This window comes from Pseudoxanthomonas daejeonensis, from assembly GCF_022637495.1.
Taxonomy (GTDB): Bacteria; Pseudomonadota; Gammaproteobacteria; order Xanthomonadales; family Xanthomonadaceae; genus Pseudoxanthomonas; species Pseudoxanthomonas daejeonensis.
This window is the reverse complement of record NZ_CP093331.1, coordinates 2,355,980-2,370,797: the sequence shown is the minus strand read 5'-3', so window position 1 is coordinate 2,370,797 and position 14,818 is coordinate 2,355,980. Positions and strand designations below refer to the sequence as shown.

The window sequence follows — 14,818 nt, the reverse complement described above, 5'->3', positions numbered from 1 at the left end:
GCATGGCGGCGATCGACAGGCATGCCAAGTGATGCCGTCGTCGCGGGAAAGCGTACAAAAAAAGAAGGCCCCGTTTCCGGGGCCTTCCAGTTACCGCAGTCGTTCAACTATCAACTATCAGAACGTCTGGGTGTAGCGCAGGTAGATCGTACGGCCGTAAGCGTCGTACAGGTAGAAGTTCCACGGACGGCCGTCGAACGCCTTCAGCTCCGGATAGCGATCACCCACGTTGGTGGCACCGATCGCGACCTTGCCGTTCCACGGAGCGCTCCATGCAACCTGGACGTCGTTGGTGGCGTAACCGCCAACCCGCGTACCCGCGGCGCCACTGGCGGTGCGCGGATTCTGCTGGCCAGCGATGTAGTTGACGTTCCAGGTGAAGGCCCAGTCGCCAAACGCCCAGTCGTTGGCCAGACCGGCACGCAGATCCGGGTAACCGTGACGGCCGGCGTACTCGATGACTTCGCCGTTGATCGTGGTCACGTCGTACTTGTTGATGTACGAAACGGTCAGACGGTTCTGCAGGCGACCCGCGCTGCCGAAATCGAAGTCCGTGTTGGCACGGAAGTCGAGGCCGTCGGTCTCCAGGTCACCCTCGTTGGCGTAACCAGCGGTGATTTCGCGGATGCTGCCGTCGGCACGACGGGTGATGCTCAGGCCGGCCGGGATCGTGCCGTAATTGGCCGGATCCACGTCCATGTTGATGATGTCCTGGGCGCCGATCTGCGAGATCGTGTCCTCAACCGTGATGTTGTAGTAGTCCAGGCTCAGGTCCAGCCAGTCGACCGGGTCATACACCACGCCGATGCTGAACTGGTCGGACTGCTCCGAGGACAGCGCCGGATTGGCGATGAAGTAGGTATCGACCTGCAGCTGGCAGGTGGACGGCTCGGCCTGCGCAAGGCAGGACGCCACATCGTTGACCGGCTCGGCCGAGAACGAACGGGCCTGGGTCAGGATGTCCAGACCGGGAGCCTTGAAGCCCTGGCCGTACGAAGCACGGAAGGTCAGGTTGTCCAGCGGCTGCCAGCGGGCGGCGATCTTCGGCGAGAAGTCGTTGCCGTAGTCGCTGTACTTGTCGTAACGGCCGGCCAGGGTGATGTCGAACGAGCTGGTGAACGGCAGCAGCCACTCGAAGTAGGCCGAGGTCACGTCGCGACCACCGCCCGAGGAACCACCCGAGGAACCCAGCACCACGCCCGCCTGCGACAGCGAGTCGTAGACGTCGGCGAAACGGTCTTCGCGGTATTCGGCACCGACCACGGCGTTGGAGATGCCGCCGCCCATTTCGAACAGGTCGAAGTTGACGTTGGCGAAGTACTCGGCGCTCTTGTAGAACGAATTGCGGCCGATGGTGGCCGTGAAGCCATTCAGCGTCTCCTGGGTGGCGCCGAACGGATCGGTGAGCATGTAGTCACCGGCGTTCGCGGCCAGCTGGGCCAGGCTCGCGACCACGTAGCCGTTTCCGGTCTCGATGTACTTGTAGCTGGTGCGACGCGCGCCGAAGTCGACCGAAATCGTGTCGGTCAGCTGGCCCTGGAAGCCCACCAGGAAGTCGTTGTTGGTGGTGTCCGTGAAGTTGTCACGGTTACCGGCCGCGGCGAAGCGGTGGTAGAAGTAGGTCGGACGGCCGTCACCGGCGCCGCCCATCACGCCACCGTTGATGTCGTTCGGGGTGCCGTCTTCAACGCGGATCACGCCCGGAACCGGGGCGTAGCGACCGAAGGTCTCGACCTTGGTGGTGGTCGCCGTCATGTAGACGGTCCAGTCATCGTTGATCTGGTAGTCGCCGCGAACGAAGACCGAGGTGTTGTCGACCGCAGCGTCGTTGGCCGCGACCGAGTTGAAGTCGAACGAGCAGCGGCCGTTCGACTGGGTCCAGAAGCCGTTGTCGTTGCAGGCGAAGCCCGGGACCGGCGCGATGGCGCCGGCAGTTCCGGTCGGGTTGGTCCAGGCGTAGTAGTTGTTGCCGTAGACCGACACGCCCAGCGTGTCGCCGCCGATCTGGTCGCGGGTGAAGACCATGCCGCGGCTGGAGTACGAAGCGCCACCGATCAGGCGGCCACGGTCGCTGGCGGTACCGAAGACAGCCGAAACGTCTTCCAGGTCGCCGCCGGTGACGGCGGTGGAACCGTAGCCGTAACGCAGCTCGGCACCGTTGAAGTCCTTGCGCAGGATGATGTTGACCACACCACCGATCGCGTCGGAGCCGTACACGGCCGAAGCGCCGTCGGACAGCACTTCGATGCGCTCGACGGCAGCCAGCGGGATGGCATTGAGGTCGGAGCCCGAGGAGGCCGACATCGGGTTGGTCGGGGCGCGACGGCCGTCGATCAGGACCAGCGTACGGCCCGAACCCAGACCACGCAGGTCGACCGAAGCCAGCGACTGGGCGGAGCTGCCCGACTGCGGCTTGAAGTTGCCGAAGGAAGCGAAGGTGCTGTCACGCAGCACGTCGGCCACCGACACGTCACCGCTGGCATCGATCGACGCACGGTCGATCACGATGACCGGCACGGCGCCTTCGATGTCGGCGCGCTTCAGGCGCGAACCGGTAACTTCGATGCGGTCGAGGGTCTTGGCCTCGGCGTCTTCGGTGGCGTCCTGGGCGAACGCGGCCGGTGCAACGACGGCGGCGGCAAGACCGGCCACCAGGCCGAAGCGCACGGACTCGCTCAGCGGATTACGGTTGAACTTCATCATTCTCTCTCCAGCTTTAAAGAGGGTCCCGACGCTTGTGCCAGCATCAAGAATTTGGGTTGCCGGATGGGGAGGGAGCCCGATCCAGCTGCCCCGGAAGTTAGCAATTCCTTAATTTTGTCGCAAGGGTGCGTTATCGACTCTTTTGCAACCAATGCGCCTGAACCAGAATTTCCTTGCCAATTAGCAACATACGGATTTGGCTCGGCGTTTCGTCTTCCCTATTCATTTTCGAGGCACGAAATCGGAGTTTGCGAATTACCGGGGTTTGCGCGCGACAGCGGCCCATGCGGACCCCACTGGAGCGACTGTGGTTGCATCTGATTCAGACCATGCGAGGCAGCGCCGTCCACGCCGCCGCAGGCGCGCAACGCAGCCCAGCCTCATTCGCCAGCCCGCGCACTGCTGCGGCGCAACATCACCACCGCGCTGACGCGGCTCGCGCGTCTGCCGCGCTCCCCTACTGCCGCAGCGCCTCGATCGGATCCAGCTGCGAAGCCTTGCGCGCCGGGTAGTAACCGAAGAACAACCCGGTCGCCACCGAGAACGCCGCGGCCAGGGTGATGACCCTGCTGTTGAGCTCGATCGGAAGCTCGGTGTTGTACTGGCCGACCAGCAACGCGCCAGCGATACCGAACGCGATGCCGAGCACGCCACCACCGAGCGACAGCAGCATGGCTTCAGCGAGGAACTGCCGGCGCACATCCGAAGGCCCGGCCCCGACCGCCAGGCGCAGTCCGATTTCGCGGATCCGCTCCGTCACCGACACCAGCATGATGTTCATGATGCCGATGCCGCCCACGATCAGCGAGATCGTGGCCACCGCACCGAGCAACCACGACATCTGACGCGTGGTCTGGGTGCGCGTGGCCACCAGCTGGGAAACGTTGCGGACCTGGAAGTCGTCGGCATCACCCGGCTCGATCCGGTGGCGCTGGCGCAGCAGCGATTCCACCTCGCCCTGCACATAGGCCAGGTCGCGCGCATCGGCGACGGCCAGTGACACATCCATCACCGACCCGGGCGGAAGCCCCATGCCTGACAGGCGCCGCCTTGCGGTGTCCAGCGGCACCATCACCACGTCGTCCTGATCGCGACCGAAGCCGCTCATGCCCTTCGGTGCAAGCGTGCCGGTCACGGTGAAATTGGTACGGCCGATACGCACGGTTTCACCGATGCCGGTGCCGCCGCCGAACAGTTCGCGGCGGACAGTCTCGCCGAGGATCACCACCTTCTCGCCGCCGTACTGCTGCGGCTCGAACGCGGCGCCGTTGGCGATCTGCCATCCGTTGATCTGCAGGAAGTCCGGCTGGATGCCCTGCCAGCTGGTCGCCCAGTTGTTTTCGGCGAAGACCACCTGGTTGCTGCCGCGCAGCGAGCCGGAAACGTACTGCACCTCGGGGATCTCCTCGCGGATCGCCTCGATGTCGCCCTCGGTCAGGGTAAAGAAGCTGCTCGCGCTCATCCGCACGCCGCCCATCGCGCGCTGGCCCTGCGGACCGATATCCAGTTTCTGCGCGCCCAGCCCGGCCAGCTGGCGATCGATCTCGGCCTGCGTGCCCTGCCCGACCGAGACCATGATGATCACCGCGGCGATGCCGATGATGACGCCCAGCGAAGTCAGCGCGCTGCGCATCCAGTTGCCGCGAAGCGCGAACACCGCGGTACGCAGGATGTCCAGGAAACTCATGCGGCCACCTCGTCGTGCGAAGCCTCGTGGAGTTCGCCGTCACGCATCACGCAGATGCGGTCGGCATGCGCGGCGACATGCGAGTCGTGGGTGATCAGCACCACCGTGTGGCCGTCGTCGCGCAGGCGCTTGAACAGGGCCAGGATTTCCTCGCCGGTACGACTGTCCAGCGCGCCGGTCGGCTCGTCGGCGAGCAGCACTGGCGGGTTGTTGATCAGCGCGCGGGCAATGGCCACGCGCTGCTGCTGCCCACCGGAAAGTGCGTTGGGCCTGTGGTCGACGCGCGCACCCAGGCCTACCGCCTCCAGCGCGACGCGCGCGCGATCGCGCCGTTCGCTGGGGGGAACCCGGGCGTAGCCCAGCGGCATGGCGACATTGTCCAGCGCACTCATCCTCGGTAACAGGTTGAAGCCCTGGAACACGAAACCGATCTTGTCGCGTCGCAGCGCCGCCAGCTCTTCGGCATCCAGGGTCGCCACGTCCACGCCGTCGCACAGGTACTGGCCGGCCGTGGGCGTGTCCAGGCAACCGATCAGGTTCATAAGCGTCGACTTGCCCGAACCTGACGGGCCCATGATCGCGATGAATTCGCCAGCCGCCACGCTCAGGTCGACGTTCCTCAGCGCGACCACCTCGGCTTCGCTGCCGGGCGAATAGACCTTGCCCAGGCCGAGCGTGCGTATCACCGGAACCGCTGCGGGAGCGGTGGCTGCGGACGCCGCGCTCATTGCGCGCTCGCCCGCTCGCCGGTAACCAGCTGGTCGCCTTCCTTCACGCCGCCGGAGATCTCGGTGCTGGTGCCGTCGCTGGCGCCCAGGCGCACCTGGACCGGCACCGGCTTGCCCGACTCCAGCCGATAGACCGTTACCCGGCGCGCGCTGGACAGGCTGGACAGCTGGCGCTGGACCGCCTGCCGCTGCGATTCGTCCAGGGTGCCGAGGAAGGTGGCGAAATTCTGCTGGAAACGCTCCAGCATCCGCTGCCGCATCTGGCCGCTGGCACCGGCGCCCTGGCCACCGCGCTGGACCATCATCGGCCCCTGCGGCATGCCGCTGCCGGCGCGCTGCGCTGTCTGCAGCGCCGCTTCCATCGCCTTGCGCATCTCCTCCTGGCGCGCGCGCGCGGCGTTGGCATCGGCATCGAAAGCCGCCTGCTGCTGCGGGGTCAACTGCAGGGTTGCGACGAAAGCGGTCAGGTCGTCGATCATGCCCGTGCCACCGCCGCGCATGCCGGACGGCATCGCGGCCGCCGCTCCGCCCGCCGCGCCCTGGTCGGTGGGTTTGAAGCGCAGCGCGGCGTTGGCCACCTTCAGCACGCCGTCGCGGCGGCTCACCTCGATCTCGGCGTTGACGGTCAGGCCTGGAAGCAAGGTACCGTCGCTATTGTCCACGGCCACCACCACCGGGTAGGTCACCACGTTATTGCTGGTGGTCGCCGCCAGCCGCACCTGCTGCACCTCGCCACGGAACTGCCGGTCCGGAAAGGCGTCGACGGTGAAGGACACGCCCTGCCCCGTCTCGACCTGGCCGATGTCGGCCTCGTCCACCGCCAGCTCGATCTTCATCTGCGCCAGGTCTTCGGCGATGGTGAACAGCTCCGGCGCCTGCAGGCTCGCGGCCACGGTCTGGCCCGGCTCGATGCTGCGGGTCAGGACCACGCCGTCCACCGGCGAACGGATCACCGTGCGGTCCAGGTTGACCCGCGTGGTCTGGGTGGCCGCGGCCTGCTGCTGGATCTGCGCCTGCGCCGAGGCGACCTGGGCGTTGGCCTGGTCAAGCGCCGCCTTGGCCAGATCGACGTCGCTGCGAGCGACCAGCTGGCGCTGCACGAGTTCGGCCTTGCGCTGGTAGTCCAGCGCCGCATTGCGCTGGGTCGCCTGGGCCTGGCTGAGGCTGGCCCGGGCACTGGCGACCTGGGCGTTGCCCTGAGCGATCTGCGCTTCGTAGGTCTTCGGGTCGATCCGGGCCAGCACCTGGCCCCGTGTCACCCGGTCGTTGAAATCCACCAGGATCTCGGTCACCTGCCCGGAAATCTGGCTGCCCACGGTCACCGTGGAGGTCGCGCTGAGCGTGCCGGTAGAAGAGATCGCCACGCGGATGTTGCCGCGCTCGACCGGTGCCGTGCGGAACGCACCCTCGGCACCGGCGGACTGATGTTGCCGCCAGAACCAGATTCCCGCACCGAGCAGGGCCAGCACTGCGATCGCGCCACCCGCACGGAGCAGCATGGAACGGGAACGGGAAACCTGGGGACGGGACGGTCGGCTCATGCGCGCAACTTGAATGGGGGTCGCACACTCTAACGCGCGGGATGGCGCCGGGTTGACCGGCTCAGGCAGCCGTCGTGCCCGTTGCGGGCGCCGTGGGCAACGCACCACCTGTCGGAGGTGCGAAGCGGATGCGCGCCACCGTGCCGGTATCCAGGGTGCTGTCCAGACTGATCGTCCAGCCGAAGCGTTCGCACAGGCGCAGGACGATCGACAGGCCCAGCCCGGTGCCCATCGGGCGTTCCGGCGCGGCCCGGTAGAAAGGTTCGAACGCCCGCGCCAGCGCGTCGGGAGCCATGCCGATGCCGGTGTCGCTCACCACCACGCTGTCCGCCTCGATGGTGACCGTCACCGTGCCCCGGTCGGTGTAGCTGCAGGCGTTGCGCAACAGGTTCCCCACCACGACGTGCAGCACCCGCGGGGGCGCATACAGCTGGGGCCGGGCAACGCAATCCACTTCCAGCGTGACCGGCTTGTCGCCAAGCAGGGCACGGGCGCTGTCAGCCTCCTCCTGCACCACTTCGCAAACCTGGAACCACTCGCTCTGCGGCTCGATGTCCGAGTCGCGCGCCAGGATCAGGAATGCGTCGATCACCGCCTCCATGTCGCGCCCCGAGCGCTGGATCCGCTGCAGGCTGCGGACCACGCGTTGCGGTACGTCCGCCTCGTCCAGGGCCATGTCGCTGGCGACCCGGATCACGGTCAGCGGCGTACGCAGTTCGTGGCTGGCATCACGGGTGAAGTTGCGTTCGCGCTCGAGCTGGGCCTCGACCCGTCCGCCCAGCGAATGCAGCGCCCGCGCCAGTTGCCTGGCCTCACCCTCCATGTCGGCCGGCAGGCACTCGGGCGCTAGGGCGGCGATGTCGGGATGCCGTGGATCCCAGCGCGACACCTGCCGCGCCAGCCAGGCGACCGGCGACACCATGCGCTTGGACGCCTTGTAGGTCAGCCAGGTCGCACCGTAGATCGCGAACAGCGCCAGCATCGCCGGCAACACCGCGAACCACACCGCCACGCGCGTGGCCTGGTCGCGCAGGTACACAAGATAGAGGGTGCCCGCTTCCTGGCGGTCGACCCATACCAGCTGGCCGTCGCTGGCCAGTTCGTGGAAACCGGGCGTCAAGGGCCGCAGGTTCGCCGGCAGGGAGAGGTTGGAGTAACCGGCCTCGACCAGGTAGCCGCGCAGGGCGAAGTTGTTGGGCGGTGGCTGCGCGGGCGACGCCTGGTACAGCTGCCAGTAGTGCGCCGCTTCGTCCTGCAGCGTGGCCTGGATGAAACTGTACTTGTACAGCGTAGCCACGACGTAGAAAGCGACGAGGATCGCCAGGCTCGCCATCACCATCTGCACGATGAAGGCGATCCTGATCTTCCTTGGCAGGCCGTGTGGCATCGATACGGGGTTCGAACGAGGCTGCCGAGTGTAGGCAGGAACGGATCGCCCCGGCGTGATTGCCGGGGCGATTCCCTGCCGGGCGTCGCCGTTGTTGCATGGCGCCGCGCCGCTCATTGGCCTGGATCAGTTGGCAGCGACCGGCTGGGCGATATCGGCCACGCGGTAGCCGGCGCTCTGCACGGTATGCAGGAGCGGGCGCTCGAATGGCTTGTCGATCACCTTGCGCAGGTTGTACAGGTGGCTGCGCAGCGTGTCCGAATCAGGCAGGCTGTTGCCCCAGATCTCGCGCTCGATCTCCTGGCGGCTCACCACCCGGGGCGATTCGCGCATCAGGATGGTCAGCAGCTTCAGCCCGATCGGCGACAGCTGCAGTTCGTTGTCGCCACGCGTGACACGCATGCTCACCGGGTCGAGCACCAGGTCGGCCACGGTCAACACTTCCGAACCGACCTGGCGGCGCTCGCGGCGGATCAGGGCGCGCAAGCGCGCCTCCAGCTCCTGGATCGCGAACGGCTTGGTCAGGTAATCGTCGGCCCCGTGGCTCAGGCCGGTGAGCTTGTCGTCCAGGGTGTCGCGCGCGGTCAGCATCAGCACCGGGGTGGACTTGCGCGCGTCACTGCGCAGGCGCCGGCAGACCTCGATGCCATCCAGCCGCGGCAGCATGAGGTCCAGCACGACCGCGTCGTAGCTGTTCTCGGCAGCCAGGCGATATCCATCCAGGCCATCGGCGGCGTAGTCGACCTCGAACCCGCGGCTCTCCAGATACTCGCCGATCATCTCGGAAATGTTCCGGTTGTCCTCGACCACCAGCACCAGTCCCGAGGTTTCTTTGCCCTGACGCATGTGTCCGCTCCGTGTTTTCAGCTTTGTGAAGCGTGCCCAAGGCCCGGTAGATGGCATGTGAAGGCGGCCGACTGGCGGACGCTGCTTCAACCACCGTTCAGAGCAGCGGCTCCAGCGCCGGCCAGACGTTCTCCAGCAACCGCGGCTGGGCCTTCGCCGTCGGATGCAGGCCGTCGGCCTGCATCAGGCCTGGTTGCAGGGCGACGCCTTCGAGAAAGAACGGCACCAGCCCGGCGGCGTGAGCGGCCGAGAGCTCGGCGTAGCTGCGCCGCAGCCGTTCGCGGTAGGCCGGGCCATAGTTGGGCGGGACATCGATACCCAGCAGCAGCACCTTGGCGCCGGCATCGTCGGCCAGCACCAGCATCCGCTCCAGGTTGCCACGCAGCTGCGCGGGGCTGAGTCCGCGCAAGGCGTCGTTCCCGCCCAGTTCGATCAGCAGCACAGACGGCCGGTGCTTCTCGAGCAACGCGGGCAACCGGACCAGCGCTCCGGCGGTGGTCTCCCCGCTGATGCTGGCGTTGACCACTTTCGGCGGGGAGGCGACCTCGGCGGCGATGCGCCGCTCCAGCAGGCTGACCCAGCCCGAGCCGGCAGGTATGTTGTGTTCTGCACTGAGGCTGTCGCCCAGTACCAGGACCGGACCTCTGGCACAGGCCAGCACCGGCGCCAGCAGCGATCCTGCCAGCAGCAGCGCGCAGGCCAGCCTTCTTCGCATCGAACCCGTCTCGAACCGCATTCCTGGAGTCTCCCATCGATACACGATCGCCTTCCGCAAACAGCATAGCCACTGCGGCCATCACGATTCACGACGTCGGCAAGTCGGTGAACGGGCCCGAAGGCGAAGTCCGGATTCTCGATGGCGTGGACTTGACCGTCGATGAAGGCGGAACGGTCGCCATCGTCGGGGCGTCCGGTTCGGGCAAGACCACCCTGCTGGGCCTGATGGCAGGACTGGACCTGGCCAGCCAGGGCTCGGTCAGCCTCGCCGGCCAGGCGCTGGAATCGCTGGACGAGGAGGCGCGCGCGGCGCTGCGCGCGCGCGAAGTCGGATTCGTCTTCCAGAGCTTCCACCTGCTGCCCTCGCTGACCGCCGAGGAGAACGTGTCGCTGCCGCTGGAACTGGCCGGACGCGAGGATCCTGCGCGGGTACGCGAGGTCCTCGAGGCGGTCGGCCTGGAGAAGCGTCGTCGCCATTACCCGCGCCAGCTGTCCGGCGGCGAGCAGCAGCGCGTGGCGCTGGCCCGCGCATTCGTCGGCCGCCCGCGGATCCTGTTCGCCGATGAACCCACGGGCAACCTCGACCAGGTTACCGGCCAGCACGTCAGCGACCTGCTGTTCGAACTCAACAGCCACCATGGCACCACCCTGGTGCTGGTCACCCACGACCTGTCGCTGGCCCGTCGTTGCGGGCGCATCTACCGGCTCGACGGCGGGCGCCTGCATCCGCTGCCCCGAGCCGATGCAGCGGAGTCCGCTGCATGAATGTGTTCCGGCACGCCGCGCGTTCGCTCAGGCGCGAGTTCCTCGCAGGCGACCTGCTGACCGTGTTCGCGGCGCTGGTCCTGGGCGTGGCCGCGATGACCGCGGTCGGCACGCTGGTGGACCGGGTGACCTCGGCCCTGTCCTCGAGCGCGGCCGAAGTGATCGGCGGCGACCTCGGGGTGCGCGGCCGCCAGGACCTGCCCGCGCAATTTGCCGCGGAGGCGCAGCGGCGCGGCCTGCGCAGCGCGCGCATGGTCGCGTTCCCCAGCGTCCTGTTCCATGGCGAGGCCAGCCAGATGGCCACGATCAAGGGCGTGGACGCAGCCTATCCGCTGCGCGGCGAGCTGCGCGTGGCGAGCGATGCGGGCGGACTGGACGCACAGCGCGCCGGTGCGCCGGCACCAGGCGAAGCCTATGCCGACCCGCGCGTGCTCGACGCGCTGGGCGTGGGCATTGGCGACGAGATCGAATTCGGCAGCAGCCAGCTGCGGATCGCGCGCGTGCTCGTGGCCGAGCCGGATGCTTCCGGCGAGTTGCTGCAGATGGCGCCACCTTTGCTGGTCAATCGTGCCGATATCGATACTGCCGGCCTGCTCGGACCGGGCAGCCGCGCCTCCTATCGACTGATGTTCGCCGGTGACCTGGCCGACATCGCGGCATTGCGCGAATGGTTGCAGCCGCGGCTCGATCCGGGACAACGCCTGGTCGGGCTGGAGGATGCGCAGCAGGGCCTTCGCAACTCGTTCGACCGGGCCGGCCGCTTCCTCGCACTGTCGGCGCTGCTGGCGGTGCTGCTGGCAGGCGTCGCGACCGCCCTGGCCGCCAACCGCTTCGCCCTGCGCAGGATCGACACGGTCGCGATCCTGCGCTGCCTGGGCGCGCGCCAGCGCGACATCCTCGCCGCGCTGGCGCTGCAGCTGTTGCTGCTGGCGATCCCGGCGTGCGTGCTCGGCATCGGCATCGGCATGCTCGCGCAGGTTGCACTGGTGGAAGCGCTGGGCAGCCTGATCCCGGCGCGGCTGCCGCTACCACAGGCCGCGCCGGTGTTAAGCGGCGCCGGCATCGGCCTGCTGCTGCTGCTCGGCTTCGGCCTGCCACCGCTGCTGCGCCTGCGCGGGGTGCCGCCGATGCGCGTACTCAACCGCAGCTTCGCGGCGCTGCCTCCGACTTCGGCGCTGGCCTACCTGGCAGCTCTGGCCGCCACCGTGGCGCTGGCGGTCAACGCGACCGGCGACATGCAGCTTGCGATGTGGGTACTGGGAGGACTGGCGGTGCTCGCGCTGCTCGCTGCCGCCGTCGGCGCTGCGCTGCTGTGGCTGTTGCGCCGCCTGCAGGATCGCCTGCATGGACCGTGGAAGCTTGGCCTCGCCGCGCTGACCCGGCGACGCTCGCTGGCCGTGGTCCAGCTGGTCGGCCTGTCGCTGTCCCTGTGCGCGCTGCTGTTGCTGGCGGTAATCGGCCCCGGCCTGCTCGGCGAATGGCGGGACCGCTTGCCGCCGGATACGCCGAACCACTTCCTGCTCAACGTGCAGCGCGACCAGGCCGGCGCGGTGGAGGCCACCTTGCGCGGCATCGGCGTCGCCGATCCGGACCTGCAACCGTTCGGCACCGGCCGGCTGGTGGCGATCAACGGGCAGCCGCCGCAGCGTGCGCAGCGCGATGCGGGCGATCCAGACGACGACGCCAACCGCCCGATCAACTTCTCCTGGCGGCATACCTTCCCGCAGGCCAATACGCTGACCGCCGGCCGCTTCTGGACCGCGGACAGCGCCACCGCCGAAGCGTCGGTCGAGGAAGGTTGGGCGCAGCGCTACGACGTCGACCTCGGCGACACGGTCACCCTGCTGCTCGGCGAACAGGAACGCAGCTTCACCGTGACCAGCCTGCGCAAGGCCGACTGGGATTCGTTCCGGGTGAACTTCTTCCTGCTCCTCAATGCCGGCGCGGTCGACGACGCCCCCTACAGCCTGATCTCCAGTTTCCACCTGCCCTCCGGACGCACCGCGCAACTGGCCCCGGTGGCGCGCGAATTCCCGAATGTGTCGGTGCTGGAGATCGACGCGATCCTGCAGCGCGTGCGCGAGGTGATCGAACAGGTGGCGCAGGCGGTGCAGCTGGTGATGGGCTTCAGCCTGGCCGCCGGCGTGCTGGTGCTGCTGGCCGCACTGCAGGCCACCGCCGGCGAGCGTCGCTACGACAGCGCGGTGTTGCGCACCCTGGGGGCACGCCATGGCCAGTTGCGCGGCGCCGTGCTGGTGGAGTTCGGTGCGCTGGGCCTGCTCGCCGCGATCCTGGCGGTGGGTGCGGCGGCGATCATCGGCACGCTGGTGTCGCGGCAATTGTTCGAACTGGCTTTGTCGCCACCATGGCCTTCGCTGCTGGCGGGCGGTGCCGGCGGCGTGCTGCTGAGCCTGCTGGCTGGATGGTCGGGCACGCGGCGGATCCTGCGCACGCCCCCGGCCCTGGCGCTGCGCGAGGGCTGAGGCGACGGCCGGAAGGGGCGCTGGTTATGCTGCGCTGCCCTTCCCTGCCTTCGCCGCCATGCCCAGCCTGCCCTCGTCCAGCTACCTGATTCCCATCCTGTTGCTGCTGGGCAGCAACGTGTTCATGACCTTCGCCTGGTACGGGCACCTCAAGTACAAGCACGCGCCTTTGCTGACCGTGATCCTGGTCAGCTGGGGCATCGCGTTCTTCGAGTACCTGCTGATGGTGCCGGCCAACCGGATGGGCAGCAGCGTGTATTCGGTGGTCCAGCTCAAGACGATCCAGGAAATCATCACCCTGGTGGTGTTCGCCGGATTCTCGGCCTGGTACCTGGGCCAGCCGCTGAAGTGGAACCACTACGCGGCGTTCGTGCTGATCGTCGGCGCGGCCTTCCTGATGTTCTACGACGGTCCGGCGCCAGCGCACTGAAGCGCGACGCGCGCACGCTCAGAAGCGGATCTTGCCGGTGAGTATGTCCTTGAACATCACCCAGTCGCCGGCGAACGAATAGAACGGGTGCCGGAACGTCGCCGGCCGGTTCTTCTCGAAGAAGAAATGCCCGACCCAGGCGAATCCATAACCGCAGAACAGCGCGGCCAGCAGCCACCACGGGTTGCGCTGGGCCAGCGCCAGCGCGACCAGCACCAGCACGCCCCAGCTGCCGATGAAATGCAGCCGGCGCGAGGCGCGATTGGCATGTTCGGCCAGGTAGTACGGGTAGAACTCACTGAAGCTGCTGAAACGGGCCATCGCGTCCCTCCCGAGGAGCGCCGCGCCTCAGGCCTGCCGCGGCGCGAACATGATGACGGCCATGCCGGCCAGGCACAACGCGGCACCGAGCAGGTCCCAGCGGGTCGGGCGCTCGCCGTCGACCCACCACAGCCAGACGATCGCCAGGCTGACGTAGACCCCGCCATACGCCGCGTAGACCCGGCCGGTCGCGGTGGGATGCAGGGTCAACAGCCAGGCGAACAGGGCCAGGCTGGCGGCGGCCGGCAGCAGCAACCAGGCGCTGCCTCCGTTGCGCAGCCACGACCACACCAGCCAGCAGCCGACGATCTCGGCCAGTGCGGTGACGGTAAACAACAGGAAGGTCGCCATGCCGGGCGGCTCAGTCCGGCTGGCCGCGTTCGATCCGCTTGGCGCGGTTCCAGTAGGCATCCTGCTGCTCCAGCGCCAGTGTCGACAGCGGCGTGCCGTCGGCCTGCGCCAGTTGCTCCATCGCGCGGAAGCGCCGCTCGAACTTCAGGTTGGCCTGCCGCAGGGCCGCGCCCACGTCGACCTTCGCATGCCTGGCCAGGTTGGCGGCCACGAACAGCAGGTCGCCGATCTCGTCCTGCAGGCGCGCCTGGTTGGCCATCGCGTCGCCCTCGCCCGCCGCGACCCGGTCGAATTCGACGCGCACTTCCTCGATCTCCTCATGCAGCTTGGCGATCACCGGCTCAGGTCCGGGCCAGTCGAAGCCGGTGCGCGCCGCGCGCGACTGCAGCTTCACCGCGCGCTGCCATTCGGGCAGGCCACGCGAGATGCCGGCAAGGGCCGACCGGTCCTGCTCGCCGGCCGCTTCGCGCTCGGCGCGCTTGATCGCTTCCCAGTTGACCGTCTGTGCTTCCGCATCTGCGAAGCTGGCATCGCCGAATACGTGGGGATGCCGCCGCACCATCTTGTCGCTGATCGCGGCGGCCACGTCGTCGAAGCCGAACGCGCCCTGCTCGCGCGCCATCTGCGCGTGGAACACCACCTGCAGCAGCAGGTCGCCGAGTTCGTCCTTAAGCCCACCCAGGTCGTTGCGGTCGATCGCATCGGCGACTTCGTAGGCTTCCTCGATCGTGTACGGCGCGATCGTGGCGAAATCCTGCTCCAGGTCCCAGGGACAGCCCCCCTGCGGATCGCGCAGGCGGGCCATGATCGCGAGCAACTGGTCGATGGGACGTTCGGCCTGGTTCATGCGGTGACTCTA

The 14,818-nt window shown here is 67.8% G+C and carries 13 protein-coding genes; 3 read left to right on the top strand and 10 right to left on the bottom strand.

Translation table 11 applies throughout. The features are described 5' to 3' along the window. Positions 1 to 117 precede the first annotated feature (117 nt). The 7 genes from MNQ95_RS10585 to MNQ95_RS10555 form a co-directional block, all read right to left on the bottom strand. A complete protein-coding gene (locus MNQ95_RS10585; RefSeq protein ID WP_241952846.1) occupies positions 118 to 2,700 on the bottom strand; it encodes a TonB-dependent receptor plug domain-containing protein in 2,583 nt (860 codons plus the stop codon). 460 nt (positions 2,701 to 3,160) lie between these two features. Continuing rightward, positions 3,161 to 4,390, bottom strand: a complete 1,230-nt coding sequence (locus MNQ95_RS10580; RefSeq protein WP_162408272.1) for an ABC transporter permease — start codon at positions 4,388 to 4,390, stop codon at positions 3,161 to 3,163. Then, positions 4,387 to 5,118 (bottom strand): ABC transporter ATP-binding protein, encoded by a 732-nt coding sequence (locus tag MNQ95_RS10575; RefSeq protein WP_241952845.1) that lies wholly within the window; start codon positions 5,116 to 5,118, stop codon positions 4,387 to 4,389. Before MNQ95_RS10575 ends, MNQ95_RS10580 begins: the two co-directional genes overlap by 4 nt. Beyond that, positions 5,115 to 6,617, bottom strand: a complete 1,503-nt coding sequence (locus MNQ95_RS10570) for an efflux RND transporter periplasmic adaptor subunit (RefSeq protein WP_238390239.1) — start codon at positions 6,615 to 6,617, stop codon at positions 5,115 to 5,117. Before MNQ95_RS10570 ends, MNQ95_RS10575 begins: the two co-directional genes overlap by 4 nt. 103 nt (positions 6,618 to 6,720) lie before the next feature. Next, positions 6,721 to 8,046 carry a sensor histidine kinase gene (locus tag MNQ95_RS10565; RefSeq protein ID WP_241952844.1) on the bottom strand — a complete coding sequence of 442 codons (1,326 nt, stop codon included), beginning with the start codon at positions 8,044 to 8,046 and terminating at the stop codon, positions 6,721 to 6,723. A 126-nt stretch (positions 8,047 to 8,172) separates the two neighbouring features. Beyond that, the gene (locus MNQ95_RS10560; RefSeq protein WP_162408276.1) at positions 8,173 to 8,892 is read right to left on the bottom strand and encodes a response regulator transcription factor; all 720 of its coding nucleotides are present in this window, start codon (positions 8,890 to 8,892) and stop codon (positions 8,173 to 8,175) included. 97 nt (positions 8,893 to 8,989) lie between these two features. Further along, positions 8,990 to 9,628, bottom strand: a complete 639-nt coding sequence (locus tag MNQ95_RS10555; protein WP_241952843.1) for an arylesterase — start codon at positions 9,626 to 9,628, stop codon at positions 8,990 to 8,992. 44 nt (positions 9,629 to 9,672) lie between these two features. Between MNQ95_RS10555 and MNQ95_RS10550 the strand changes: the two genes are divergently transcribed. From MNQ95_RS10550 to MNQ95_RS10540, 3 genes are read left to right on the top strand one after another with little or no spacing between them, the layout of a single operon-like run. After that, complete coding sequence (locus tag MNQ95_RS10550; RefSeq protein ID WP_338423344.1) at positions 9,673 to 10,374, top strand: ABC transporter ATP-binding protein; 702 nt, start codon at positions 9,673 to 9,675, stop codon at positions 10,372 to 10,374. Then, entirely contained in the window at positions 10,371 to 12,857 is a 2,487-nt protein-coding gene (locus tag MNQ95_RS10545) for an ABC transporter permease (RefSeq protein ID WP_241952842.1), read from the top strand. Before MNQ95_RS10550 ends, MNQ95_RS10545 begins: the two co-directional genes overlap by 4 nt. A 58-nt stretch (positions 12,858 to 12,915) precedes the next feature. Next, entirely contained in the window at positions 12,916 to 13,287 is a 372-nt protein-coding gene (locus MNQ95_RS10540; RefSeq protein ID WP_162408278.1) for a DMT family protein, read from the top strand. An 18-nt stretch (positions 13,288 to 13,305) separates the two neighbouring features. On the opposite strand, the gene MNQ95_RS10535 is transcribed toward MNQ95_RS10540, so the two are convergent. Genes MNQ95_RS10535 through mazG form a run of 3 tightly spaced genes read right to left on the bottom strand, consistent with a single transcriptional unit; the run spans position 13,306 to position 14,806 of the window. Then, positions 13,306 to 13,608, bottom strand: a complete 303-nt coding sequence (locus MNQ95_RS10535; protein WP_241952841.1) for an Mpo1-like protein — start codon at positions 13,606 to 13,608, stop codon at positions 13,306 to 13,308. Between the two features lie 27 nt (positions 13,609 to 13,635). After that, positions 13,636 to 13,959, bottom strand: a complete 324-nt coding sequence (locus MNQ95_RS10530; RefSeq protein ID WP_241952840.1) for a YnfA family protein — start codon at positions 13,957 to 13,959, stop codon at positions 13,636 to 13,638. Positions 13,960 to 13,969: 10 nt separating this feature from the next. Next, a complete protein-coding gene (gene mazG, locus MNQ95_RS10525; protein WP_241952839.1) occupies positions 13,970 to 14,806 on the bottom strand; it encodes a nucleoside triphosphate pyrophosphohydrolase in 837 nt (278 codons plus the stop codon). Positions 14,807 to 14,818 lie beyond the last annotated feature (12 nt).

What these genes read in the sequence shown, in the direction of transcription:
- MNQ95_RS10585 (WP_241952846.1), bottom strand. Translation starts at nt 2,700, where the DNA reads ATGAAGTTCAACCGTAATCCGCTGAGCGAGTCCGTGCGCTTCGGCCTG.
- MNQ95_RS10580 (WP_162408272.1), bottom strand. Translation starts at nt 4,390, where the DNA reads ATGAGTTTCCTGGACATCCTGCGTACCGCGGTGTTCGCGCTTCGCGGC.
- MNQ95_RS10575 (WP_241952845.1), bottom strand. Translation starts at nt 5,118, where the DNA reads ATGAGCGCGGCGTCCGCAGCCACCGCTCCCGCAGCGGTTCCGGTGATA.
- MNQ95_RS10570 (WP_238390239.1), bottom strand. Translation starts at nt 6,617, where the DNA reads ATGCTGCTCCGTGCGGGTGGCGCGATCGCAGTGCTGGCCCTGCTCGGT.
- MNQ95_RS10565 (WP_241952844.1), bottom strand. Translation starts at nt 8,046, where the DNA reads ATGCCACACGGCCTGCCAAGGAAGATCAGGATCGCCTTCATCGTGCAG.
- MNQ95_RS10560 (WP_162408276.1), bottom strand. Translation starts at nt 8,892, where the DNA reads ATGCGTCAGGGCAAAGAAACCTCGGGACTGGTGCTGGTGGTCGAGGAC.
- MNQ95_RS10555 (WP_241952843.1), bottom strand. Translation starts at nt 9,628, where the DNA reads ATGCGGTTCGAGACGGGTTCGATGCGAAGAAGGCTGGCCTGCGCGCTG.
- MNQ95_RS10545 (WP_241952842.1), top strand. Translation starts at nt 10,371, where the DNA reads ATGAATGTGTTCCGGCACGCCGCGCGTTCGCTCAGGCGCGAGTTCCTC.
- MNQ95_RS10540 (WP_162408278.1), top strand. Translation starts at nt 12,916, where the DNA reads ATGCCCAGCCTGCCCTCGTCCAGCTACCTGATTCCCATCCTGTTGCTG.
- MNQ95_RS10535 (WP_241952841.1), bottom strand. Translation starts at nt 13,608, where the DNA reads ATGGCCCGTTTCAGCAGCTTCAGTGAGTTCTACCCGTACTACCTGGCC.
- MNQ95_RS10530 (WP_241952840.1), bottom strand. Translation starts at nt 13,959, where the DNA reads ATGGCGACCTTCCTGTTGTTTACCGTCACCGCACTGGCCGAGATCGTC.
- mazG (WP_241952839.1), bottom strand. Translation starts at nt 14,806, where the DNA reads ATGAACCAGGCCGAACGTCCCATCGACCAGTTGCTCGCGATCATGGCC.